Source organism: Pelagicoccus enzymogenes (assembly GCF_014803405.1).
GTDB classification, from domain to species: Bacteria; Verrucomicrobiota; Verrucomicrobiia; order Opitutales; family Opitutaceae; genus Pelagicoccus; species Pelagicoccus enzymogenes.
Genome location: NZ_JACYFG010000051.1, coordinates 143,885 through 163,263, shown reverse-complemented (window position 1 = coordinate 163,263; position 19,379 = coordinate 143,885). Strand labels below are relative to the sequence as shown.

18 protein-coding genes are annotated in these 19,379 nt (G+C 56.8%); 6 read left to right on the top strand and 12 right to left on the bottom strand.

Annotated elements, in window-relative coordinates:
* The first annotated feature begins 25 nt into the window (after positions 1-25).
* Together IEN85_RS19535 and IEN85_RS19530 are read left to right on the top strand one after the other, a co-directional pair.
* Entirely contained in the window at positions 26-517 is a 492-nt protein-coding gene (locus IEN85_RS19535; protein ID WP_224772744.1) for a Fur family transcriptional regulator, read from the top strand.
* A 131-nt stretch (positions 518-648) separates the two neighbouring features.
* On the top strand, positions 649-1,599 hold the full coding sequence (locus tag IEN85_RS19530) for a hypothetical protein (protein WP_191618787.1): 951 nt from the start codon (positions 649-651) through the stop codon (positions 1,597-1,599).
* A gap of 139 nt (positions 1,600-1,738) precedes the next feature.
* Here IEN85_RS19530 and IEN85_RS19525 read toward each other — a convergent pair whose 3' ends face one another.
* A complete protein-coding gene (locus IEN85_RS19525) occupies positions 1,739-3,094 on the bottom strand; it encodes a tetratricopeptide repeat protein (protein ID WP_191618786.1) in 1,356 nt (451 codons plus the stop codon).
* Positions 3,095-3,429: 335 nt separating this feature from the next.
* On the opposite strand from IEN85_RS19525, the gene IEN85_RS19520 reads away from it, so the two are divergent.
* Positions 3,430-4,806: a glutamate--tRNA ligase gene (locus IEN85_RS19520; protein ID WP_191618785.1), complete on the top strand. Its 1,377-nt coding sequence runs from the start codon at positions 3,430-3,432 to the stop codon at positions 4,804-4,806.
* A gap of 21 nt (positions 4,807-4,827) precedes the next feature.
* Positions 4,828-6,495 carry a glutamine--tRNA ligase/YqeY domain fusion protein gene (locus IEN85_RS19515; RefSeq protein WP_191618784.1) on the top strand — a complete coding sequence of 556 codons (1,668 nt, stop codon included), beginning with the start codon at positions 4,828-4,830 and terminating at the stop codon, positions 6,493-6,495.
* A gap of 180 nt (positions 6,496-6,675) precedes the next feature.
* On the opposite strand, the gene IEN85_RS19510 is transcribed toward IEN85_RS19515, so the two are convergent.
* The 3 genes from IEN85_RS19510 to IEN85_RS24810 form a co-directional block, all read right to left on the bottom strand.
* On the bottom strand, positions 6,676-7,797 hold the full coding sequence (locus tag IEN85_RS19510; RefSeq protein WP_191618783.1) for a response regulator: 1,122 nt from the start codon (positions 7,795-7,797) through the stop codon (positions 6,676-6,678).
* Between the two features lie 9 nt (positions 7,798-7,806).
* A complete protein-coding gene (locus tag IEN85_RS19505; protein WP_191618782.1) occupies positions 7,807-8,340 on the bottom strand; it encodes a chemotaxis protein CheX in 534 nt (177 codons plus the stop codon).
* A gap of 370 nt (positions 8,341-8,710) precedes the next feature.
* Entirely contained in the window at positions 8,711-10,273 is a 1,563-nt protein-coding gene (locus IEN85_RS24810; protein WP_191618781.1) for a sigma-54-dependent transcriptional regulator, read from the bottom strand.
* Between the two features lie 220 nt (positions 10,274-10,493).
* Here IEN85_RS24810 and pseB point away from each other — a divergent pair, with 220 nt between their 5' ends.
* Complete coding sequence (pseB, locus tag IEN85_RS19495) at positions 10,494-11,492, top strand: UDP-N-acetylglucosamine 4,6-dehydratase (inverting) (protein WP_191618780.1); 999 nt, start codon at positions 10,494-10,496, stop codon at positions 11,490-11,492.
* Between the two features lie 4 nt (positions 11,493-11,496).
* The gene (gene pseI / locus IEN85_RS19490) at positions 11,497-12,534 is read left to right on the top strand and encodes a pseudaminic acid synthase (protein WP_191618779.1); all 1,038 of its coding nucleotides are present in this window, start codon (positions 11,497-11,499) and stop codon (positions 12,532-12,534) included.
* On the opposite strand, the gene IEN85_RS19485 is transcribed toward pseI, so the two are convergent.
* From IEN85_RS19485 to mobA, 8 genes are all read right to left on the bottom strand, one after another.
* Positions 12,499-13,479 (bottom strand): hypothetical protein, encoded by a 981-nt coding sequence (locus tag IEN85_RS19485; RefSeq protein ID WP_191618778.1) that lies wholly within the window; start codon positions 13,477-13,479, stop codon positions 12,499-12,501. The two genes, pseI and IEN85_RS19485, sit on opposite strands and share 36 nt — an antisense overlap.
* Positions 13,476-14,612 carry a UDP-4-amino-4,6-dideoxy-N-acetyl-beta-L-altrosamine transaminase gene (gene pseC, locus IEN85_RS19480; RefSeq protein ID WP_191618777.1) on the bottom strand — a complete coding sequence of 379 codons (1,137 nt, stop codon included), beginning with the start codon at positions 14,610-14,612 and terminating at the stop codon, positions 13,476-13,478. The genes IEN85_RS19485 and pseC overlap by 4 nt, the downstream gene beginning before the upstream one ends.
* Before the next feature lie 23 nt (positions 14,613-14,635).
* Positions 14,636-15,016, bottom strand: a complete 381-nt coding sequence (locus IEN85_RS19475) for a flagellar protein FliT (RefSeq protein ID WP_191618776.1) — start codon at positions 15,014-15,016, stop codon at positions 14,636-14,638.
* Between the two features lie 192 nt (positions 15,017-15,208).
* Positions 15,209-15,661, bottom strand: coding sequence for a flagellar export chaperone FliS (fliS, locus tag IEN85_RS19470; RefSeq protein ID WP_191618775.1), 453 nt, complete (start codon positions 15,659-15,661; stop codon positions 15,209-15,211).
* Between the two features lie 70 nt (positions 15,662-15,731).
* Positions 15,732-16,019: a hypothetical protein gene (locus tag IEN85_RS19465; RefSeq protein WP_191618774.1), complete on the bottom strand. Its 288-nt coding sequence runs from the start codon at positions 16,017-16,019 to the stop codon at positions 15,732-15,734.
* 110 nt (positions 16,020-16,129) lie between these two features.
* Positions 16,130-16,807: a hypothetical protein gene (locus IEN85_RS19460; protein ID WP_191618773.1), complete on the bottom strand. Its 678-nt coding sequence runs from the start codon at positions 16,805-16,807 to the stop codon at positions 16,130-16,132.
* Between the two features lie 46 nt (positions 16,808-16,853).
* Complete coding sequence (gene fliD, locus IEN85_RS19455) at positions 16,854-18,560, bottom strand: flagellar filament capping protein FliD (protein WP_191618772.1); 1,707 nt, start codon at positions 18,558-18,560, stop codon at positions 16,854-16,856.
* A 176-nt stretch (positions 18,561-18,736) separates the two neighbouring features.
* Positions 18,737-19,366, bottom strand: a complete 630-nt coding sequence (mobA, locus tag IEN85_RS19450; RefSeq protein WP_191618771.1) for a molybdenum cofactor guanylyltransferase — start codon at positions 19,364-19,366, stop codon at positions 18,737-18,739.
* Between the last annotated feature and the right edge of the window lie 13 nt (positions 19,367-19,379).

Genomic DNA, 19,379 nt, shown 5'->3' with positions numbered 1-19,379 from the left:
GCGGTTGACAGTTATTGAGAATGTATTGAGATTCGGCCACGTGACGATCGACGACTGCAGAGAAAAGTTCAAAAGCTACTTGGTAAAGCACAACTTGCGCATGACTGGCCAGCGCATGGCAATCTTCGAAGCCGTCTTCAAGGAGACCTCACACTTCACGGCCGAGGAGCTACTGGACAAAGCTCGCGAAATCGACCGCACCGTTTCCCGCGCCACCGTCTACCGCTCGCTCCCCATCCTCGTCGAGGGCAACCTCGTGCGCGAGGTCGACATCGGCTCCAGCACGATGTATTACATGCCCAACACGGAGGAGGATCCGCACAAGGCCCAGGTAATCTGCAACGACTGCCAGAAAATTTTCGAAATCAGCGCCCCCTTCCTGCAGTGGTACGGCAATAGCGTATCCGGAAAATTGGGACTCACCCCCATCAGCCAACGCCTGCAAGTGACCGCTTCCTGCGAGGAGCTGAAAGCCAACGGCGTTTGCAAGAAGGGCAACGAAGTTCCCGAGCAGTAGGCTGAGCGTCTGCCTGCCCTTGCAAAATGCACTCGAAGAGAGGTCGTGCCTTAGGGCGTGTTCACCCCAACGTGTACCCGCGTAGGCAGAGCAAGGAACATCGTTGTTGGGGAACGCTCTAAGTGCATGTCATGTGCCTTTCCTCTTCGTTTCGCCTTCCCCAACCCAATCTGGATTCGTATCGCATCCTAACTGGAGCAATCGCTTGCAGCATCGCCACTTCAATCAGCTGGCAAGGCCGCGCCGAATCATGGCCAGAAGAGAAAAAATTCGGACACAGCTTCGTCGACTCCATCTCACGAGCTCCGCTCCCGTTTACCGGGCAAGATTCCGACTTCAGCATCGACATAAAGCCTAAGCTCGGCGACGTGGTCCACGAGCGCTACATCCGGCTCCCCATGGAGCTCGAGTACAGCTTCACCAACAAACGCGAGGGCAAGATCGGCCTCACCCCCTATTTTTCCAATCCCTTCGACAGTGATCCCGTCAGCAGCGACGGCTACCTCACATTCGGACTGAAGCAAAGGTTGGACGACATGCTTGACGGGCGGCTTTTCCTCGCCGGAGGCTTCAACGCAAGAATTCCACTCGAAGAAATCCCCTCCCCCCTGCTCCGGAGCAGCTACGACCAATACATGCCTTATATCACAGCCGCCTACCGGCTGGACGAGGAGGCTCGCTGGCTCGCGTATTCAACAGTCCAATACCAATGGGTTGGCAGCGATCGCCGCGACAACAAACTTCCGGTGGAAGCTCCCAACTCCCTCGCCGTCTTCCAGCCCGGCATCATCTACCAACCCTTGGGAGAGTTTCGCTACGGCTTGAGCTTGGAGTACAAGACAGATCGTTTCGACGGCGGAAGCGACGACGGCCTGAAGATCATTCCCAGCATCACTTGGTTTCCTCCCGAGGACACTCCTTACTTTCGACGACTCGTCGGGCACTTTGAGCTCTCGCTCGATCTCGAATACGCCCTTTCCGAAATCGAGGAGGAGGAATACGGCAGCGATTTCGGCGTGGGCCTGCGAGTACGTTGGCGCTTCCTAAAATCCAAGCCGCATCCCGAGGAAAGCGTGCTCTAAGCGAGACTTCGCTCCCGAGCGACCGCCCAACTTACAACGCTAAAAGGGAGCCGGTTCCCACAAACCGACTCCCCTATGTTAGATAGAGATCCTGTATCTCTATGAGGCGAGGTACCAGCTCGCCAAAAGTTTTATTCGCTTACCAGTCAGCCTTGAGCTTGACGAGGCGCTTCTGTGATTCGCTGTGTCCCTGGCGGGCCGCTTGGCGGTACCAGTTGATCGCTGAGTCCTTGTCGCGCTTGATGCCATCTCCGTTCTCAAACATGGAACCGAGGCTGAACTGAGCGACCGCGTCGCCCTTGGACGCAGCCTTCTTGTACCAAGCGGCAGCGAGGTCGAATTCGCCGTTCTTGGAATCGCCACGAGCGTAGTAGTAAGAGGCGATCGCGCTCATCGCTTGGGCGTGCCCCGCGTCCGCAGCCTTGGTCAACCACTCGATGCCGTACTCTTCGCTGTGCACAACGCCCTTGCCGGCGAGGAAAGCTTGGCCGACTCGGAACTGAGACTCGACGTCGTCCTTTTCAGCGGCGCGAGAGTACCAGTCGAAAGCCTTGCGATCATTGGCAGTCACGCCGATTCCCTTTTGGAAAACGCGACCGAGGTTACGGTAGGCAGGCACGTATCCGAGCTCTGCCGAGCTGCGATACCACAAGAGAGCCTTGCTGATGTCCTGGTCGATGCCCCAGCCATTTTCAAAACACTCGGCCAGAGCATTCTGGGAAAAAGAGTTACCTTGCTCGGCCGCAACGGAAAACCAATTGACCGCGGCAGCGAAGTCTCGTTCGCCACCCATCGCGTCACGCATCATGGTGCCGATTACGGGAAGGGAGGCGGCAAAACCGAGTTCCGCAGCCTTGTTGAAGTGCTTGCGGGCAACATCGAAGTCGCGGAGCTCTTCCGGACCGTAAAAACGGAGCTTGGCGAGATTGTGCAAAGCGACCGGATAGTCGGGACGAAGCTCTATCGCCTTCTCGTACTGGAGAATCGCGCTGGCTGGCTTGCCATCTACTTGGAGAGCACGGCCGAGCTGAGCGTAGAAGCGGGACTCCTCTGGATATTCCGCGATCGCGTCGCGGCAGGCCTTGGCGGCGGCAGGAGCATCGAGCTCCTCATCCGGTACGGCTTTGACGACCGCGTAAGTGTCGTCAGGGATAGCTGACATGTGGTCGGCTTCGTGCTCGGGAGCGAACTGCTTGACGAGAGCAGCCATGCCGACCGCGACGTCCTCCGAATCGAAAATTGCGGTGATAGATCCATCGGCTACGGCCGTGACTTCACCGGTTCCAATTTCAACCTTCTTGCCCTCCACTTCACTAAGGGCAACGATCAGCTCGCCGACCGCAACTTCCGCCTTGGCATCGACCGTCACCGTAAAGGCGCCGGTCTCCAGGTTGTTTTCAGTGATTTCGCCATTCACATCGGCGAATGACGACTGCAGCGTCGCGACCGACGCTACTGCGAGAAAAGTGCTAACTTTGCTAACGACGTTTTTCATATGGATAAGGTAGATGAATGCAGTCCGCGCAAACAGCTGAGTCGGCGAACAATGGTATAAGGTATGCCCCTTTTATCGGCGTGCAGGACGGCTGCATTGCCACGGATTGACCGAAAAGTCTTATTTTCTAAGGCAATCAGAGCCTCTTCTTCAGGGGTCGCTAAGTAGTGCTACCCGCTGTTTGAGCGCTGAAAACGAGAGGCCTAGGCCCTCCGCGCCACCAAGCCCACTCTCCATTTCCTAGGGCATGGGCACAAATCGCAAACGCCCTTGGGGCATCCGGCACAAGCGCGAGCTTGATTCGCGACTCCTTTCAGCTAACTGTACCGCGCTTTATGTCACAGGTACGCGTAAGATTCGCTCCCAGCCCTACTGGGTCCACCCATATCGGCACCGCCCGCACGGCTCTCTTCAACTGGCTGTACGCTCGCAAGACCGGCGGCAAGCTGGTGCTCCGCATCGAGGACACCGACAAGGAACGCAATACCGACGCAGCCCTCGAAGAGCTGCTAAACGGCTTGAAGTGGTTGGGTATCAACTGGGACGAGGGCCCGGAAGTCGGCGGCGAATCAGGCCCCTACTTCCAAAGCCAGCGCGGCGATCTCTATAAAGAATACCTGCAGAAGCTTCTCGACGCCGACCGTGCCTACGAGAAGGACGGGGCCATCTTCTTTAAGCTAGAGGGCGAGCGCTACACCGAGTACGACGACTACCACAAGGCGGAAGTCGAAAAGGTTCGCACCGAGCCGGTGGTCATCGAAGACGTCATCCGCGGCAACGTCACCCGCCGCGAAGAGCGCGACTTCGTTATCGTGCGCTCCAACGGCGACCCTTCCTTCCACTTTGTCAACGTGGTCGACGACATCGCCATGGGCATCACCCACGTGCTGCGCGGCGAAGACCACTTGCCGAACACCTCCAAGCACGTGGAGCTCTTCAAGGCCTTCGGCGTGAAGCCACCCGTCTACGCCCACATGCCCATGATCTTAAAGGATCCCGCCCAGGGTAAGGGCAAGATGTCCAAGCGCGACCGCGGGGCCCTCATCGAAGAGTACCAGCAACGTGACTTCCTTCCCGAAGCAGTGGTCAACTTCATCGCCCTGCTCGGCTGGTCCCCCAAGGACGACCAGGAGGTGCTCTCCATCGACGAGCTGATCGAACGCTTCGACATCAAGGACCTGCAAAAAGCTGGCGCCCGCTTCGACGAGAAGAAGATGTCCCACATCAACTTCGAACACATGAAGCGCCTACCTATCGATCGCTATCTGCCACCCGCCGTCAGCGCCCTCGGCAAGGCTGGATTAGTCGATGCCGACACCGACGCGGACTACCTCAAAAGCGTGCTTCAGCTTTGCCAACAGAAGATAAATAGCTTCGAGGATCTTCCCAGCTTCGCCGCCTACTTTTTCACCGACGACTACACCGTCGATCCTAAAACCGAGAAGAAGCTGCTCAAAAAAGCAGACGCGGCCGAGCGTATCCAAGAAGTCATACCCGTTTTGGAAGGCCTCGATTCCTTCGACGCCATCACGCTTGAGCGCGGCATCCAAGCGCTAGCGGACGAAAAGGAGCTGAAGATCTTCGCCTACTTCCCCCTCCTGCGCTTCGCGGTCAGCGGAGTCGGCGGCGGCCCCGACCTGCTTCCCATGCTCGAAACCCTCGGCCGCGAAAAAGTGGTCGCCCGCCTCAAGAAGCTCTCGGCGAACCTCTAAACCTCACGTACCCACTTTCCAATGACAGACGAAAAGCCATCGAACTTCATCCGCGACATCATCGACGAGGAGCTTGCCGCCGGCAAGCACAGCCAGGTTGTCACTCGCTTCCCGCCCGAACCTAACGGCTTCCTGCACATCGGGCACGCCTTCGCGATCGGAGTTTCCTACGGCATCGCCCAAGACTACAAGGGTCGCTTCCACCTGCGTTTCGACGATACCAACCCCGCCAAGGAGGAGACTAAGTACGTCGAGGCAATCAAGGAAGACCTCAAGTGGCTAGGCGCCGACTGGGGAGAAAACCTCTTCTTCACTTCCGACTATTTCCAGCAGCTCTTCGATTGGGCCTGCCTGCTCATCGAGGAAGGCAAAGCCTACGTGGACGACCTGACTCCCGAGCAAATGCGCGAGTACCGCGGTAGCTTGACCGAGCCCGGAAAGAATTCTCCCTTCCGCGATCGCTCAGCAGAGGAGAACCTGGAGCTCTTCAAGCAGATGGCGAACGGCGATTTCGACGAAGGACAAAAGGTGTTGCGAGCAAAGATCGACATGGCTCATCCCAACATGAACATGCGCGACCCCGTCCTCTACCGCATCCTCAAGGCCCACCACCACCGCACCGGCGACAAGTGGAAGATCTACCCGTCTTACGACTTTGCCCACGGCCAAGGCGACGCCATCGAAGGCATCACCCATTCGCTTTGTTCGTTGGAGTTCGAATACCATCGTCCGCTCTACAACTGGTTCATCGAAAACCTGCCCGTACCGCACACGCCTCGCCAAATCGAGTTCGCGCGCTTGAACGTTGAATACATCGTAACCAGCAAGCGAAAACTGCTGCAGCTGGTGAACGAAAACCACGTGCACGGCTGGGACGATCCTCGCATGCCCACCGTGGCGGGCCTGCGCCGTCGCGGCTACACGCCAGACGCCATCAAGGAATTTTGCGAGCGGGCAGGCGTAGCCAAGCGCGAACGCGTCAACGAGTATGCGCTGCTCGAATACTGTCTTCGCCAAGACCTCGAGGACAAAGCGATCCGCCGCATGGCGGTGCTCGATCCCCTGAAGGTCGTCATCGAAAACTTCCCAGAAGAAACCGAATACTACGAGGGCCCGAACCACCCAGCCGACGAAGGACGCGGCGTTCGCAAAGTACCTCTAACAAGGGAAATCTACATCGAGCGAGACGACTTCATGGAAGATCCGCCAAAGAAGTTTTTCAGGCTCGGGCCGGGCCGCGAAGTGCGGTTGCGCTACGCTTGCTACATCACTTGCACCGACGTCATCAAGGACGCGGACGGCAACATCTTGGAATTGAGGGCGACTTTCGATCCCGAATCCCGGGGCGGCTCCACGCCGGATGGACGTAAAGTCAAGGGCACTATCCACTGGGTCAGCGCCACGGACAACGTCGAAATCGAAGCGCGCCACTACGAACAGCTTTTCACCAAAGCGGATCCCGACGACATCGAAGAAGGCCAAACCTTCCTCGACAACCTGAACCCGGAATCGGAAACCACCTTGCGTTGCTTCGGCGAACCTGAGCTCGCCAACGCGCAAGCCGAGGAACCGATCCAGTTCGAACGCAAAGGCTACTACGTTTTGGATACGGACAGCAAAGACGGGAACCTCGTCTTCAACCGCTCCGTCGGCCTGCGCGACAGCTGGGGCAAGAAGCAAGGCAAGTAGCCGTAGGGCTGGCGCTCGCGCCACGTCGCAAAGTACGAGATCTGGCAATGTGGTACGCCGCAAGCGGCGACCCTACTATTCAGCGCTACGTTCTTCAAATACAAGAAACCCGCGACCTTCCGGTCGCGGGTTTCGAGTGAAAGAAAACTAGTCTCCTAGCTTTGAAAACTGATCTGGGCGCTAGATGGAAGCCTTGGCGGTCTCGAGAGAGTCGCAGAACTTCCAGTCCTTCGACTCTTCGAACTTCTTGCTCTCTTCGATCACCACGTCGTTGCCGGTGAGGGCATAACGGAGGCTCAGGTCGCGGCAAGTCTTCATCGAGTGGAGAAGGAGCTTGATCACGTCCATGTTCAGAGAGGCGACGTTCTGGGCGTCGAAGATGATCTTGGCGATTCCCGCGTTCACGGCTTCGCTGGTCTTCACCTTGAGGTAAGTGCTGATTTCGTTGACCACCGCCGCGTTGCAGCTCTTTGGTAGCTTCACGGTCATATAGCCTTCGCCCATCTGGAAGTACTTTCCGGAAGCGTCCAAATTGACAGCCTTGCCTATCTTCGCTTCCAGCTCCTCGAAATCGATCGGCTTGTGGATAATGGTGCTGAAGCCCGCTTGCTGAGCTCGGGCCTGCTCCTCTACCGCAGTCTTTACCGACAGGCCAAATAGCGGAACGTACTTGGTCTTGGCGTTGGAACGAATGATACGGAACAGAGTGATCGCTGCGTCTTCCGCCAAAGAAAGGCTGATGATGATACAGTCAGGAAGCTTCTTTTGGCAGAAGTCGATCGCTTCGCCAGTGGAAGAGACGCCCTTGACGTTCCATGGCGTATGACTGAAGCCTTCGGTGATCTGGCTGATGATCGCTGGCTTGTCGTCCACCACAAGAATATCGATCGGGTCGTCGATCTTCTTCTGAACAGGAGCGGCTTCGCCGGCTGGACGGAGGTCTACCACACGGCTCACCTTATCGACGAGCACGTCCTCCTTGAAAGGTTTTACGATGTAGTCGCGCACCCCGATCTTGGCGATCTTCATGACGTTTTCACGCCCCGCTTCCGCAGTGAGCATGATGACTGGGATCGACTTGAGGGTCGGGTCGGACTTGAGCTTGGTGAGCATTTCGACGCCATCCATGACCGGCATGGTGATGTCGAGGAGGATGATGTCTGGGTTAACCTTCGCCGCCATAGCGAGGCCTTCGACACCATTCTGCGCTTCTGTTATTTCACAGTCGAAGCCCTTGAAGGACTTTTTGACGATGATACGGACTGTCTTGGAATCGTCTACAGTTAGGATTTTTAGTCGCATTGTGGGAGATCAGTTTTCTTCTTTCATGAGGACGTCGATGACGAAGGATCGGCCGTCGCAATCGAACTTAAAGATGCGCCTGAGGGCAACTTCCGCGGGTTCGATCGAAAAGTTCGAACCACGTAGAATGGAGGGGATCGTCATGCGGCACTCGTAACCCTTGTTGCTCAGGTCGTTCTTGAAGGTGCCAACGATCATGTTGGTTAGCTCGCCGATAGCGTCGTTCACCAGCTCGTGGTCTTCCGCGCCGATATCGCTCTCCTCCATGTCGAGGAGCTTGCAAGTTGCTTCCATCGCGAGAGGAAGCTCCATAAAAATGTAGATGATGCCAGTGAGGTTGCCGAGGAAGCCAACGGTTCCTGCGATCATCGGGGTGTTGGCGTCCATCGGGAGCTGCATTCCTTCCGAATGGCTCGTCTCGTCAACTTTGATGACCTCTTTAACAACGGCGGAACGATCGAGCATAGTGCTGAAGACGCTGTCGATCGAATTTTTGGCTAGAGCTTCTAGCTCCTCGTCTGAAATGGGGAATGTCTGCTGCATGGGAAATGGGTCTGGTTTGCTCCTGACTATATATCGTTCTCACCCTCGAAAGGTTTAGGAACAATTTGAGCCCCATTTCGTCAAAAACACGTAATTGCCCCCATCTGATTTCCGAACGGACGCCAGCTGCCCGCAGGTACTGCCAACTATGCCCTTCACGAGGGAACTCCCAAGCGAGAAGCAGCCCGCCAAGCTCGCCGGCGTTTGCGGAGCCGATTCCAGAACAGAACGCCGCCATTGCGCGGAGGCGAGGGCGCGAGGGCGCCGCCTCAAATGTCGGATCTCTGGCAAGATCCGCTGGATCGCTCGCCGTAGCGAAGGACACGAACTCTTCGAAAGGAAACTCTTTGGATCACGGCCCCCGCAAGCACTACTCGCCGGGAATGAATTCGCCGTCTTCCCGGTAGGCCGAGATCTTGTTACGCAGAGTGCGAATGCTGATGCCGAGTAGCTTGGCAGCCTGCGTGCGATTGCCCTCGGTCCCCTCTAACGTGGACAAAATGTGCTGCTTCTCGATTTCGTCCAAAGGCAGCGGGGCCGCGTTCGACTTCGGAGCCGTTTCCGCAGCCGGTTCCGAGGCCACAGGAGCCGCGGGCGGCATGGGCGGGGGCGGCGCGGGTTGAGAGTAGCTCGGCGGAGCCGCGTCGTAGTAGCCACCGTTACCTTGCGGAGCTTGAGGCGCAGCAGGATAGCCCCCGCCATAAGCCGGTCCCGACATTTCGCCGTGGCCATAGGCATGGGCGACTTGCGGCGCCGCCACATTAGTCGGCATCGAAAAGAGACCGAGGTGCCCTCGGGCGATCGGTTGACCAGACTCCGCTAGGATGACCGCTCGTTCAATCGTGTTTTGCAGCTCCCGCACATTGCCCGGCCAAGGGTGACGTTCGAGCGCGACGATGGCATCGTCCGTAAAGCCCTTGATCTGCTTGCCGTGCTTGCGACCGAAGCTCTGCGAAAAATTCTTGGCGAGCAAGACCACGTCCCCTTCCCGATCCCGCAACGGCGGCACCTGGATGGGGAAAACGTTCAAACGGTAGTAAAGGTCCTGGCGAAATTGCCCGCGCTCCACGCTCTGGGCGAGGTTTCGGTTGGTAGTGGCGATAACCCTCACGTCGACCTTGATGGTCTTGTTGCCGCCCACTCTCTCGAATTCCCTCTCCTGCAAAACGCGCAGCAGCTTGGCTTGGACCTTGGGCGAAATCTCGCTGATCTCGTCGAGCAAGATCGTCCCTCCATCTGCTAACTCGAAACGCCCTTCCCGACGCTGGGTCGCACCCGTGTAGGCCCCTTTTTCGTGACCAAAGAACTCGCTTTCGATCAATGACTCGGAAATCGCCGCGCAATTGACCCGTATAAAGGGAGCGCTCTTGCGAGCGCTGCAACGGTATAGCTCGTTGGCCACCAGCTCCTTGCCGGTTCCGTTTTCGCCACAGATCAAAACGGTCGCCTCGGTGGGGGCCACCTTGCGGATCACGTCCTTGAGCTGATTGATGAAACCGCTCTTGCCGATCAACTCGCCGCTAACCGTCGACTCGCTGGCCAGAAACTGGTTCACCTTCACCAGCTGGCGATAGTCCCTCGCCTTCTTGATGAGAACATCGATCTGAGAGGAGGAGAAGGGCTTGATGATGTAGTCGAAGGCTCCCGCCTGCATACACTTGACCGCAGATTCCACCGTTCCGTAGCCCGTGATGATAACTACCAAAGGAGGATTGCTCATGCTGGAGACCCGCTCCAGAAGCTCCGTGCCGTTTCCGTCCGGGAGGTGCACGTCCACGAAAAGCAAGTCGTACTCATCCTTGGACAAATGCTCGTCCGCTTCCCCCAGGGTCCCCACACTGCAAACAGAAAACCGCTTGCGGCGGAGCTGTTCTTCTAAGGCTTTGCGAATCACGAGCTCATCATCGAGGATGAGTATTCTTTCCAAAGACATATAGTGTGTACGAGCGAAGTTGGTTGGGATTGCTTGGGGCGACTCAGCAGCCACTAGCCCCGATGACTTATTAAGGTAGCTATTTAGAAGAGGATTGAAACAAATACGAAAGCATAAATTGTAAAACGAAATTCAAAGAGCCTCCCTCCTCCTCGCTCCTTAAGGGAAATGCCCAATATTTCATCGAATCGTCCCCTCCTCTGATTTCCATCCCCGTAGCATGCTCGAAGGCAAAACAATCCTCATCACTGGCGGCACAGGCTCCTTCGGGAAACGCTGCTGCCACGAACTGCTCAAGTACGGCACTCCCGCCAAAATCATCATCCTCTCGCGGGACGAGCTGAAGCAGTACGACATGGCCACCAATCCGGCCTTTTCCGGCAAGAACATCCGCTACTTCATCGGCGACGTGCGCGACAAGGAACGACTCGCCCGCGCCATGACGGACGTCGACTACGTCATCCACGCCGCAGCCCTCAAGCAAGTGCCCGCAGCGGAGTACAACCCTCACGAGTTCATCAAGACCAACATCAATGGGGCGATGAACGTGGTGGACGCCGCCATCGCTACCGGCGTCAAGAAGGTCATCGCCCTTTCCACCGACAAAGCCGTAAACCCCATCAACCTCTACGGGGCCACCAAGCTTTGCTCCGACAAGGTCTTCATCTCCGCCAACAACTACTCCGGCAAAGGCGGAACTCGCTTCTCCGTGGTCCGCTACGGAAATGTCATCGGTAGTCGCGGTTCCGTGATTCCCCTCTTCCTCAAGCAAAAGGAAGAAGGTACCCTGACCATCACCAAGCCCGAAATGACCCGCTTCGTCATCACCGTGGGAGCAGGAGTCAACTTTGCCCTGCGATCACTGAACGACATGGTCGGCGGGGAAATCTTTATCCCAAAAATCCCAAGCTGCTCCCTCGGCGACCTCGCAAAGGCAGTGGCCCCAGAAGCCAAGATCAACGTCATCGGCCTGCGTCCCGGCGAGAAATTGCACGAAGCCATGGTGCCCGAAGACGAAGCCAGACAAACCACCGAGCAAAAGGACCGCTTCATCATACACCCTTCCCAACCCTATTGGAACTACACCGGCGACAAAGTTCACCAAGGCAAGCAATGCCCGACAGGTTTCAGCTATTCCAGCGAGACCAATCCCGATCAGCTAAGTATCGAACAAATCAAAGATCTGGTGCGGCGATACCAAGAGCAAACATTGGACTAGGCCTATGTCCCTGATCGACCGTATCCGCGATCCAGAGACGCCGCCTCTCATCGTCGCCGAACTGTCCGGCAACCACGGACAAGACATCGAAACCGCAAAACGAATAATCGCTGCCGCCGCAAAAGCGGGAGCCGATGCCGTCAAGCTGCAGACCTACACGCCCGACAGCATCACGCTCGACAGCGATAGCGAGGAGTTCACCGTGCAGGGAGGACTCTGGCATGGCCGTCGCCTCTACGAACTCTACGGAGAAGCCTGCACGCCCTACGAATGGCACGCTCCCCTAGCCGATTTCGCGCGCCAGCTCGGTATCGAAATTTTCAGTACTCCCTTCGACGAGTCAGCCGTCGATTTCCTGGAGAGCGCGATCCAACCCGAACTCTACAAGATCTCATCCTTCGAGCTCACCCATATTCCGCTGCTGAAACGTACCGCCCAAACCGGCAAACCCGTCGTCCTCAGCACCGGCATGGCCACTGAGACGGAAATCGAAGAAGCCGTATCCACCTTGCGGAACAACGGAGCCGCCGAGGTCGTTCTCCTTAAATGCGTCTCCGCCTACCCCAGCGAACCGGAGGGCTTCAATCTTCGCTCCATGCAAAGCATCGCCCAGCGGTTCGATTGCTCGACCGGCTTGTCGGATCACACGCTTACCAACGAGATCGCCATCGCATCCGTAGCCCTAGGAGCCCGCTTGATCGAGAAACACGTCACCGATTCCAGAGCCGCTGGCGGGATCGACGCTGGCTTCTCCCTCGAGCCTCCGGAGCTCGCCTCGCTCGTGACCCAAACACGCCGCGCCCACGCCGCCCTCGGATCCCCAACGATCGGTTGCAGCATCCAAGACCAGAAGCAGACCCACTTCCGGCGCTCGATCTATGCCAGCGCCGACATCCAGGCAGGAGAGGTTTTCAGCGTTGAGAACCTCCGCATCGTTCGACCCTCCACCGGACTTGCCCCTAAGTTTTGGGAGCAGCTCATTGGACAAAAAGCCAAACGCTCCCTTTCAGCGGGAACTCCGCTTGGCGAGCAGGACCTCTAGGGCGTCGACGACGCGGCTCGCTCCCTTCGTATCCACCTTTGAATACGGAACTCGGTCCCGAACAAGCAAAGCTTGGACAGAGCCAGCCAGCGCCTGCAGATCCCCGGCCTCGCTTTCCTCAAAATGAAAGACCGGCATCCCCCAGAGCGACTGCACTTTGCGAGCGGTTGCCGTTTGATTGTCGACGATGCTGAGCCCAACGAAAGGCAATTCCATCGCCGCAGCTTCGTACAAGCTTGATCCGCAACCAATAATCCCCAAGGAGCAAAAACGCATCCAAGCCGCCATCTCGGCCGAGCTGATCCGTCGCAAGACACGCCCTGCTCCAAACGCCTGCAAATCGACCTCATGCGGGGAAACGACGACTGGGGCGATCGAAGTCGAACCGATATCCGACAACGCCTCCAAGACTCTCGGCAGAAAGCCAAAAGCATCCGTTCCGCCGATCATGACAAGCACCGGAGCGTGACCTGCGAATTCGTGCGTGGCCGTCAACTCCGCCGGCTTCCTGAAGCCAGACCGCAGCAAGGCAAAACTCTCGCCTAACAGTGAAACATCAACCTGGTATGCCCCTGCGGCCAATCCGATCTCCGTATTCAGCACCAAGTCGAAACCCGCCATGCTGCGGCGCTGCATATCGTCCACGCCAGCTACGATTCCCCTTCGATTAAAGCCTCGCCACTCTTCTACGACTGCCTCCAAGCGCTCTTGAGGCGTGTACATCTCGTCCACTACGAGGATGTCAGACTCGACTTTGGCATGCTCCTGCACTCCCGTAAACGCTTTAGCGATCTCTTCCGGAAGGGAGAGCAGGTTCCCCTCGCTCCAAAGAAACGTCTCCCAACTTCGATCCAGAAACTCCTGCGCCAGCGCAGAGCATCGAACCACGTGCCCCCAACCGTCACGCTCTCCGAAGCTGCACCTGAAAACGACACGCTTGCTCATGACTCAAGAAACGCCTTCAAGCACCGAATCACAAACGCCTGCTCTTCGTCACGAAGCAGCGGATACAGTGGCAAACTCAAGCAGGTCGCATAAAAAGCCTCCGCTCCTGGGCACTCGGCGGCAACGTTTTCGTAATACGAATGCTGATACACTGGCATGTAGTGAACTTGCACCCTCACATTGTGCCGATGAAAAAAAGCGTAGGCAGCTCGACGCTCCGCCTCATCCGCAAAATGGATCACGAACAAATGATGAGACGATTGAGGATCCGTCGTGGCCACTTCGATACGTGATCGAAAAGGAGCTTCTTTAAATGCAGACAGGTAGCGTTCGACCAAAGTCCGCCGACGCGCAATGAATTCGCCCAAACAAGACAGCTGACTCAATCCCAGAGCGGCCTGCAAGTCCGTCATGCGGTAGTGGTACCCCAACTCAACTTGATCGTAAGCCCACAGCTCTCCTCTTTCGATCCCATGGGTACGAAGCCGGCGCACGCGCCGCGCCAAGGTTTCGTCGTTCGTAAGCACCGCCCCACCCTCTCCTGCGCAAACATGCTTCACAGGGTGAAAGCTCAAAATAGCGGCATCCGAATGCGCGCAGGAAGCGCTGCGACTCCCATCGCCATAGCTGGCGCCAATGCTGTGAGCTGCATCCTCTACTACAAAAGCCCCTGCTTTCGTCGCGAGCTCCGAAAGCGACGCGAGGTCGGGAACCGAACCTGAATAGGAAACGGGCATCAGGACCTTGGCAGCAGGCTTAGATTCGAGATGCTGCGATACGCTGGTTGGAGATACCAATCCGCTGCGAGGGTCAACGTCGCAAAACGACACTTCCGCACCGACGTAGCGCAAGCAATTAGCGGTGGCAGCAAAGGTGATGGCCGGCACCAGCCCACAGTCCTTGGGACCCACCCCCAATCCTAGACAACTCAGATGCAAAGCGGCGGTGCCGCTGGAAACCGCGATAGCGTGACGCGCTCCGGTCAGTTCGCAGAGGGCAGCTTCAAACGCGTCGACCTTCGGACCTTGAGCCACGAAATCCGAACGGAGAGTGGCAACCACCGCAGCAATATCGGCATCGTCTATCCACTGTCGGCCATAGGGGATTACGCTAGGATAAGGATCGAGTTTCACGTATCGAAAATTTGATGACTCGGCTAAGCTCGCCCCTTGAGATTCTTCGGCAAGGGCGGCCTATCCGAGGGAGCTGCATACGCGCGGCGCAGCTTGTTGGCCGATACCGCGTTTTGGGAAAGCTTGCGCAGCTCCTGCCGATTCACCGCCATCTTATCCTGCAGCAGCTTGGAGTTGGCCTCCTCTTGTTCGAGGAGTTTAGCGACGCGAGCATTGAAGTCAGCCGCCTCCGCCCCATCTGGCTGCTCAGGCAGGGCACGCAGTTGAGCGATCACTTTAGCCTTCTTGTCCTGCAACTTGGCCAAGAGTTCGAAATTCTCGTCGCGCAGGCTCACACTTTCGCGACGAGTAAAGTCCTCGTAAGCAGCGAGCAAAACCATGCGGCGGGATAGTCGTTCAGCCATACTGCAAAAATGTGTAAGCCCTCCGGCCTGCAAGCAAAGCGAAAATCAGGCAAAGAGAACGGGCGTCCGCAAAGGCCTTCGCATGCCCCACCCCCACAAAATGCCTTTTTTCTCGCTCTCCTCGAGCAGCAAAAAAGCCCAGCTAAAATATATAGCAGGGCTTTGCTTACGAATAGATGTGAAATTTGGATACTAGGCGCGAAGCGACAAACCTCCGCCGATTCCAGCGGAGAGGTTCGCCGGCGCAGCGGTCTGGTGCTTGGAAGCCTGCTTCGAGAGCATCTCCGCCCAAGCGTCTCGCACTTCCGTGAAGAGGCGGATCACGAGATCGATCGGCTCTTGCGTCTTCTTGAAGTTCGCTTCGTTGAGCTTGGTATTGTAGAAATCGTAGAGGTTGAACATGCGGTCCCCGAAATCCCCTCCCTTGTCCATGCGAAGGGAACGCTGCAGCTCGCCGAAGATGTTCTGGGCCTTGATCAGGTTGTTGCTGATGGTTTCGTTGCGATCGCGGACATTCTCCAGAGCGAAGCCCTCCTTGGCTCGATTCATGGCGGACAAGGCGCCGTCGAAGAGCATAAGGATCAGACGTTCGGGACTTGCGGACATGATGGCCGCTCGCTTGTAAGACGCTGCGCTAGATTTCATTTAGTCGGTCGATGAATGGGAATTAACTTCGATGTGGGAACCATCCTACGTATGGTACCCAGTTAGCTACCTATTCATCATCGGCAAAGGGCACGATTAGTTTAGCAATGTCGTGCATCATTTCCTTGGAAGGGAAATTCGGGTCGTTGAGCAGCTCCTTGCCCTTGGCGACTACCTCTGGACGAACTTCCGGCTGGGAACGGAGCGAGTCGAGAGCGTTGAGCTCGAGCTTGTCTCCCGCAGCGGCGGCCGCCTTGCTGCCCGACTCTTCTGCAGCCTTGGCCTGAGGGTTCTGGCCGGCCTTGCCGAGGTTCTGAGCGTAGATGTTAGAGGCGTTGTTCTGTGGATTTATGTTCATGATAATCAGTCGTTTTGTCTGTCTTCGGACGTTTGTTAATCTTTTGTTAAGTTAATAAACGGCTCTCTCCCGAAGAACTTTAAAAATTATTTAAAGAAAAGTTTAAGTACTCACTGGATCGTGTCGAACAGCGCGTGGGCCACGTATTTGGAAAAACGAGCGGTGCTGTGCAGCACGGTTTGCGTACGATGCAGCGGGTATTCTGTGGTTGATTGGGTTTGGAAATACTTGCGGGCCGCGTTGGAGACGGCCGGGCTGGCGCCGTCGAAGGTCTCGTCCGCCGCCCAGACGAGTTCTCCGGTATGGCCGTCGAGCAACTTCGCCCTCACTCCCATGCCGACCGGCTGGTAAGCATTGTAGTAGGTAAGGTCGACCAGCATGACTCCGTCGATGGCGTAAATTTCGTGCAGCTTGGAGAGCAGTTTGGTGGGAAGCACCTCTACCGAAGAGTAGCGTTCCACTCCGAAGAGTTCCTCCATTTTTTCAGGCTCAACCGTTATCAGCTCGAATACGTTCAACTTGCTGAGCTCTTGAGCGAAGTTCTGCTCGATCACCGTCATGTCGATGTGGTCGTAGCGCCCCTTGTAAAGCGGAAGCAGGGCTACCCGACGCAGGTGAGCGGGCAAGGATTTCACCTCGTGCACGTTGGTGACCTTGTGCTTCTTGCCGACCGTCGTATCGAGCTTGCTGTTGAGGGCGTTGGCCGTCTTGCAACCGCTCAATGCGAGAGCCAGGAGACAGCCAAGCGCTGCCAAAAGCTGGTAGATTGCTTTAGCCGAGATATTCATGCCTGTGGGAGCGTGCTTTCATAATCTAGATACGAACCAAGGACCGCTAGGGGAGACTGAGTCCGGCAAGGGCCGATGCCTGGTTCTGTGTTTTAGACTGTGCCGCTTCCATGGCAATGAAACTACTCTCTAGAGTGTCTCGTTTGAATTCCAAACGTCGCTCCATCTCCTTGATCTGCTCATCGATATCGGAGTTACGTTCGGTGTAAGATGACTGGATCGTGTCCATGACCCCGTCAGATTTGAGGAAGTTCTCGAGAAAAGAGTCGAGACGTCCTGAAAAATTGTTTTCCGCTCCCACAAAGAATTGCTCGAGCGTGTCGAGATCGTTGACCAAGGCCTCGTCGAGCTTCGACGAATCCTTGATTTCCAATTTCGAGGTGCCGGTGATGAAATCGATCCCCATGTGCTCGAGGCGGAACAAGGTACCGCTCGTCAACTCGTCAACCTGGCCAAAGGCAAAGGTGCGCAGCTTGGAGTCGAGGGAGCTCAGCTCCCGGTTTCCGGCGAGGATCGCAGCTTCCACTTCGTCCCCGTCCACCGTTATCTTCGTCTTCTCCTGGATGTAGTCCTGCACATCGTTGAAGGCGGAGATGAACGAATTGACCTTCTTCTTCAGCTCTTCGGTATCACTGTCGATCGTGATCGTCTGGGTGCCGGTTTCCGAAGCGGTGATCGTCACCCCTGTCAAGCCATGCGACTCGGTGGTGATGGTGTTGCTACGGCTCTTTTTCGTCGCGCCGCCATCCATCGAAAACTCTAGGTCCTTGCCGACATCGGCCGAACCGGTAAGCCCTAGGGCAGCGAGAAATCCATTTCCGCTATCGGAGACGTTCATGGCGTACGCGCCAGTCTCGTTGTTGATGATGCGGAACTGGTCAGCCGCCGAGTCGAAAGACATGGTGACCCCCGCTTCCGATTCATTTACACGCGCCAAGATGGCAGAAATGCTCTCGTTGTCCGCATCGAAAGCGATGGCGACCCCGTTGATGTGAAAGGTGCCAGAACCAGTAATCGGTCCGCCGATGCCACTGTTTGCAACGGTGTCATCCACATCCACGACGCCCAATGCGCTGCGACTGGTGACGGTCGCTGTGCCGCTTCCGCCATCCACCACCTCAAGCTGGTGCAGCTTCATGGCCTTGAGAAAATTGCTGGAGTCCTCCTCCCCTCCGAGCTCCAACTGCCCGGAGGCGCTTTCCAGGGAAATAGTGTCGGTAACGCTATCGTAGGTCCCCGTTACCACCCCTGCGGTGGCGATCGAAATCGCGTCGAAAACATCCTGCAGCGAATCCGTCTCGGCAATGGTCACTTCCTGTCCATTGACCGAAAAAGTGCCCTCCGTGATCTCGGTCGAAGTGCGAAGGGCCGAAATGAGGGTATTCTCGTCACCCATCTGAGACACCACGTCCGCAGTGCCGATACGACGGGTCGCGGTGGCGAGCTGGCTGACCGTTATTTCGAAGTTTCCTTTGGAGGCATTAGTCCCTGCCTTCGCAGAAATATTCAAGGTCTCGTCCGACGCGCCTGCAGACTTGCTGTTGTACAAGCTGGAACTTTTCAGGTCGACAGTGCTCGACTTCAGCTTGTCCAGCTTCGTCTTGAGCGTTTTGAGAGCGTCGACCTTGTCGTCGTTCTCCCCTTTCTCTGCACGCAGACGCTGTTGCGGAATCCGCTCGATAGCCATCAGCTGGTCTACCATCGAATTCCAGTCAAAGCCACTGGCCAAGCCTGCTACATTGAAATTTTCCATCGTCGAGTGAAGGGCGACGTCTGGACGACGCCTTGTTTAAGTTATCGGTCGCTTGCGGAATACCTTTAGAAAAAAAGCGATTCCTAGGAGCTTTTCTCCATAATCTTGCGGCAATCCTCTATCCTAAAACGACTTGCAGGGCACAAAGCGGTCGATTTTTACAGGATTTTTCCCGCCTAATCTCCCTTTTTGGCCGAAAATTCCTGCGAATCCGCCAAGCCTCCCAGACGACGACGCGCTTCCTCCAGCTCCCGAGGGTCGTTTACGCTGGCCAGAAACTGCGGATTTTCGACCTCCACCCGTTCGACTCGCCGATCCTGCAGAAAACGACGCAAGCTCGACTTGCCCGCTCCGCCCAAAGATTCCAATTCCGGTAAGCACCGCGGCTCGTAAATGGCACACATCGGATCTGGCATGCCGTCGCAAGCGACGAACGCCGTCGCCAAGGCCTCCGGATCTCGCCGATTGACCAGCTGAAACAGATGGCTCGCATCCAAGAAAGGCATGTCGCAAGCCAAGGCCAACACAGGAATCCCCCTCGCAAAACGAAGCGCCGCGACGATTCCAGCCATCGGGCCGCCCAAGCCCTCGACGTCTAGTATCGCTTCCACGCCCGTGGGCAGAACCCGCTGGCTGCGGTCGGACGGCCCCACGCTGGCGGCCAACTTTCCGCAATAGAGAGCGAGCAATCGGAGCTGCCGTTCCAGCTGCTCCTCCCCAGGCCTCACTTCCAAGCTTGCCTTGTCGCGACCCATGCGGGCACTGGCGCCCCCGCACATCACCACTCCTAAAATCTCTCGCTTCATGGACGGGCCACTG

Bases quoted from the DNA above. Each gene is read 5' to 3' on its own strand.
- IEN85_RS19530 (WP_191618787.1), top strand. From the start codon at position 649: ATGTGCCTTTCCTCTTCGTTTCGCCTTCCCCAACCCAATCTGGATTCG.
- IEN85_RS19525 (WP_191618786.1), bottom strand. From the start codon at position 3,094: ATGAAAAACGTCGTTAGCAAAGTTAGCACTTTTCTCGCAGTAGCGTCG.
- IEN85_RS19520 (WP_191618785.1), top strand. From the start codon at position 3,430: ATGTCACAGGTACGCGTAAGATTCGCTCCCAGCCCTACTGGGTCCACC.
- IEN85_RS19515 (WP_191618784.1), top strand. From the start codon at position 4,828: ATGACAGACGAAAAGCCATCGAACTTCATCCGCGACATCATCGACGAG.
- IEN85_RS19510 (WP_191618783.1), bottom strand. From the start codon at position 7,797: ATGCGACTAAAAATCCTAACTGTAGACGATTCCAAGACAGTCCGTATC.
- IEN85_RS19505 (WP_191618782.1), bottom strand. From the start codon at position 8,340: ATGCAGCAGACATTCCCCATTTCAGACGAGGAGCTAGAAGCTCTAGCC.
- IEN85_RS24810 (WP_191618781.1), bottom strand. From the start codon at position 10,273: ATGTCTTTGGAAAGAATACTCATCCTCGATGATGAGCTCGTGATTCGC.
- pseB (WP_191618780.1), top strand. From the start codon at position 10,494: ATGCTCGAAGGCAAAACAATCCTCATCACTGGCGGCACAGGCTCCTTC.
- pseI (WP_191618779.1), top strand. From the start codon at position 11,497: ATGTCCCTGATCGACCGTATCCGCGATCCAGAGACGCCGCCTCTCATC.
- IEN85_RS19485 (WP_191618778.1), bottom strand. From the start codon at position 13,479: ATGAGCAAGCGTGTCGTTTTCAGGTGCAGCTTCGGAGAGCGTGACGGT.
- IEN85_RS19475 (WP_191618776.1), bottom strand. From the start codon at position 15,016: ATGGCTGAACGACTATCCCGCCGCATGGTTTTGCTCGCTGCTTACGAG.
- fliS (WP_191618775.1), bottom strand. From the start codon at position 15,661: ATGAAATCTAGCGCAGCGTCTTACAAGCGAGCGGCCATCATGTCCGCA.
- IEN85_RS19465 (WP_191618774.1), bottom strand. From the start codon at position 16,019: ATGAACATAAATCCACAGAACAACGCCTCTAACATCTACGCTCAGAAC.
- IEN85_RS19460 (WP_191618773.1), bottom strand. From the start codon at position 16,807: ATGAATATCTCGGCTAAAGCAATCTACCAGCTTTTGGCAGCGCTTGGC.
- fliD (WP_191618772.1), bottom strand. From the start codon at position 18,560: ATGGAAAATTTCAATGTAGCAGGCTTGGCCAGTGGCTTTGACTGGAAT.
- mobA (WP_191618771.1), bottom strand. From the start codon at position 19,366: ATGAAGCGAGAGATTTTAGGAGTGGTGATGTGCGGGGGCGCCAGTGCC.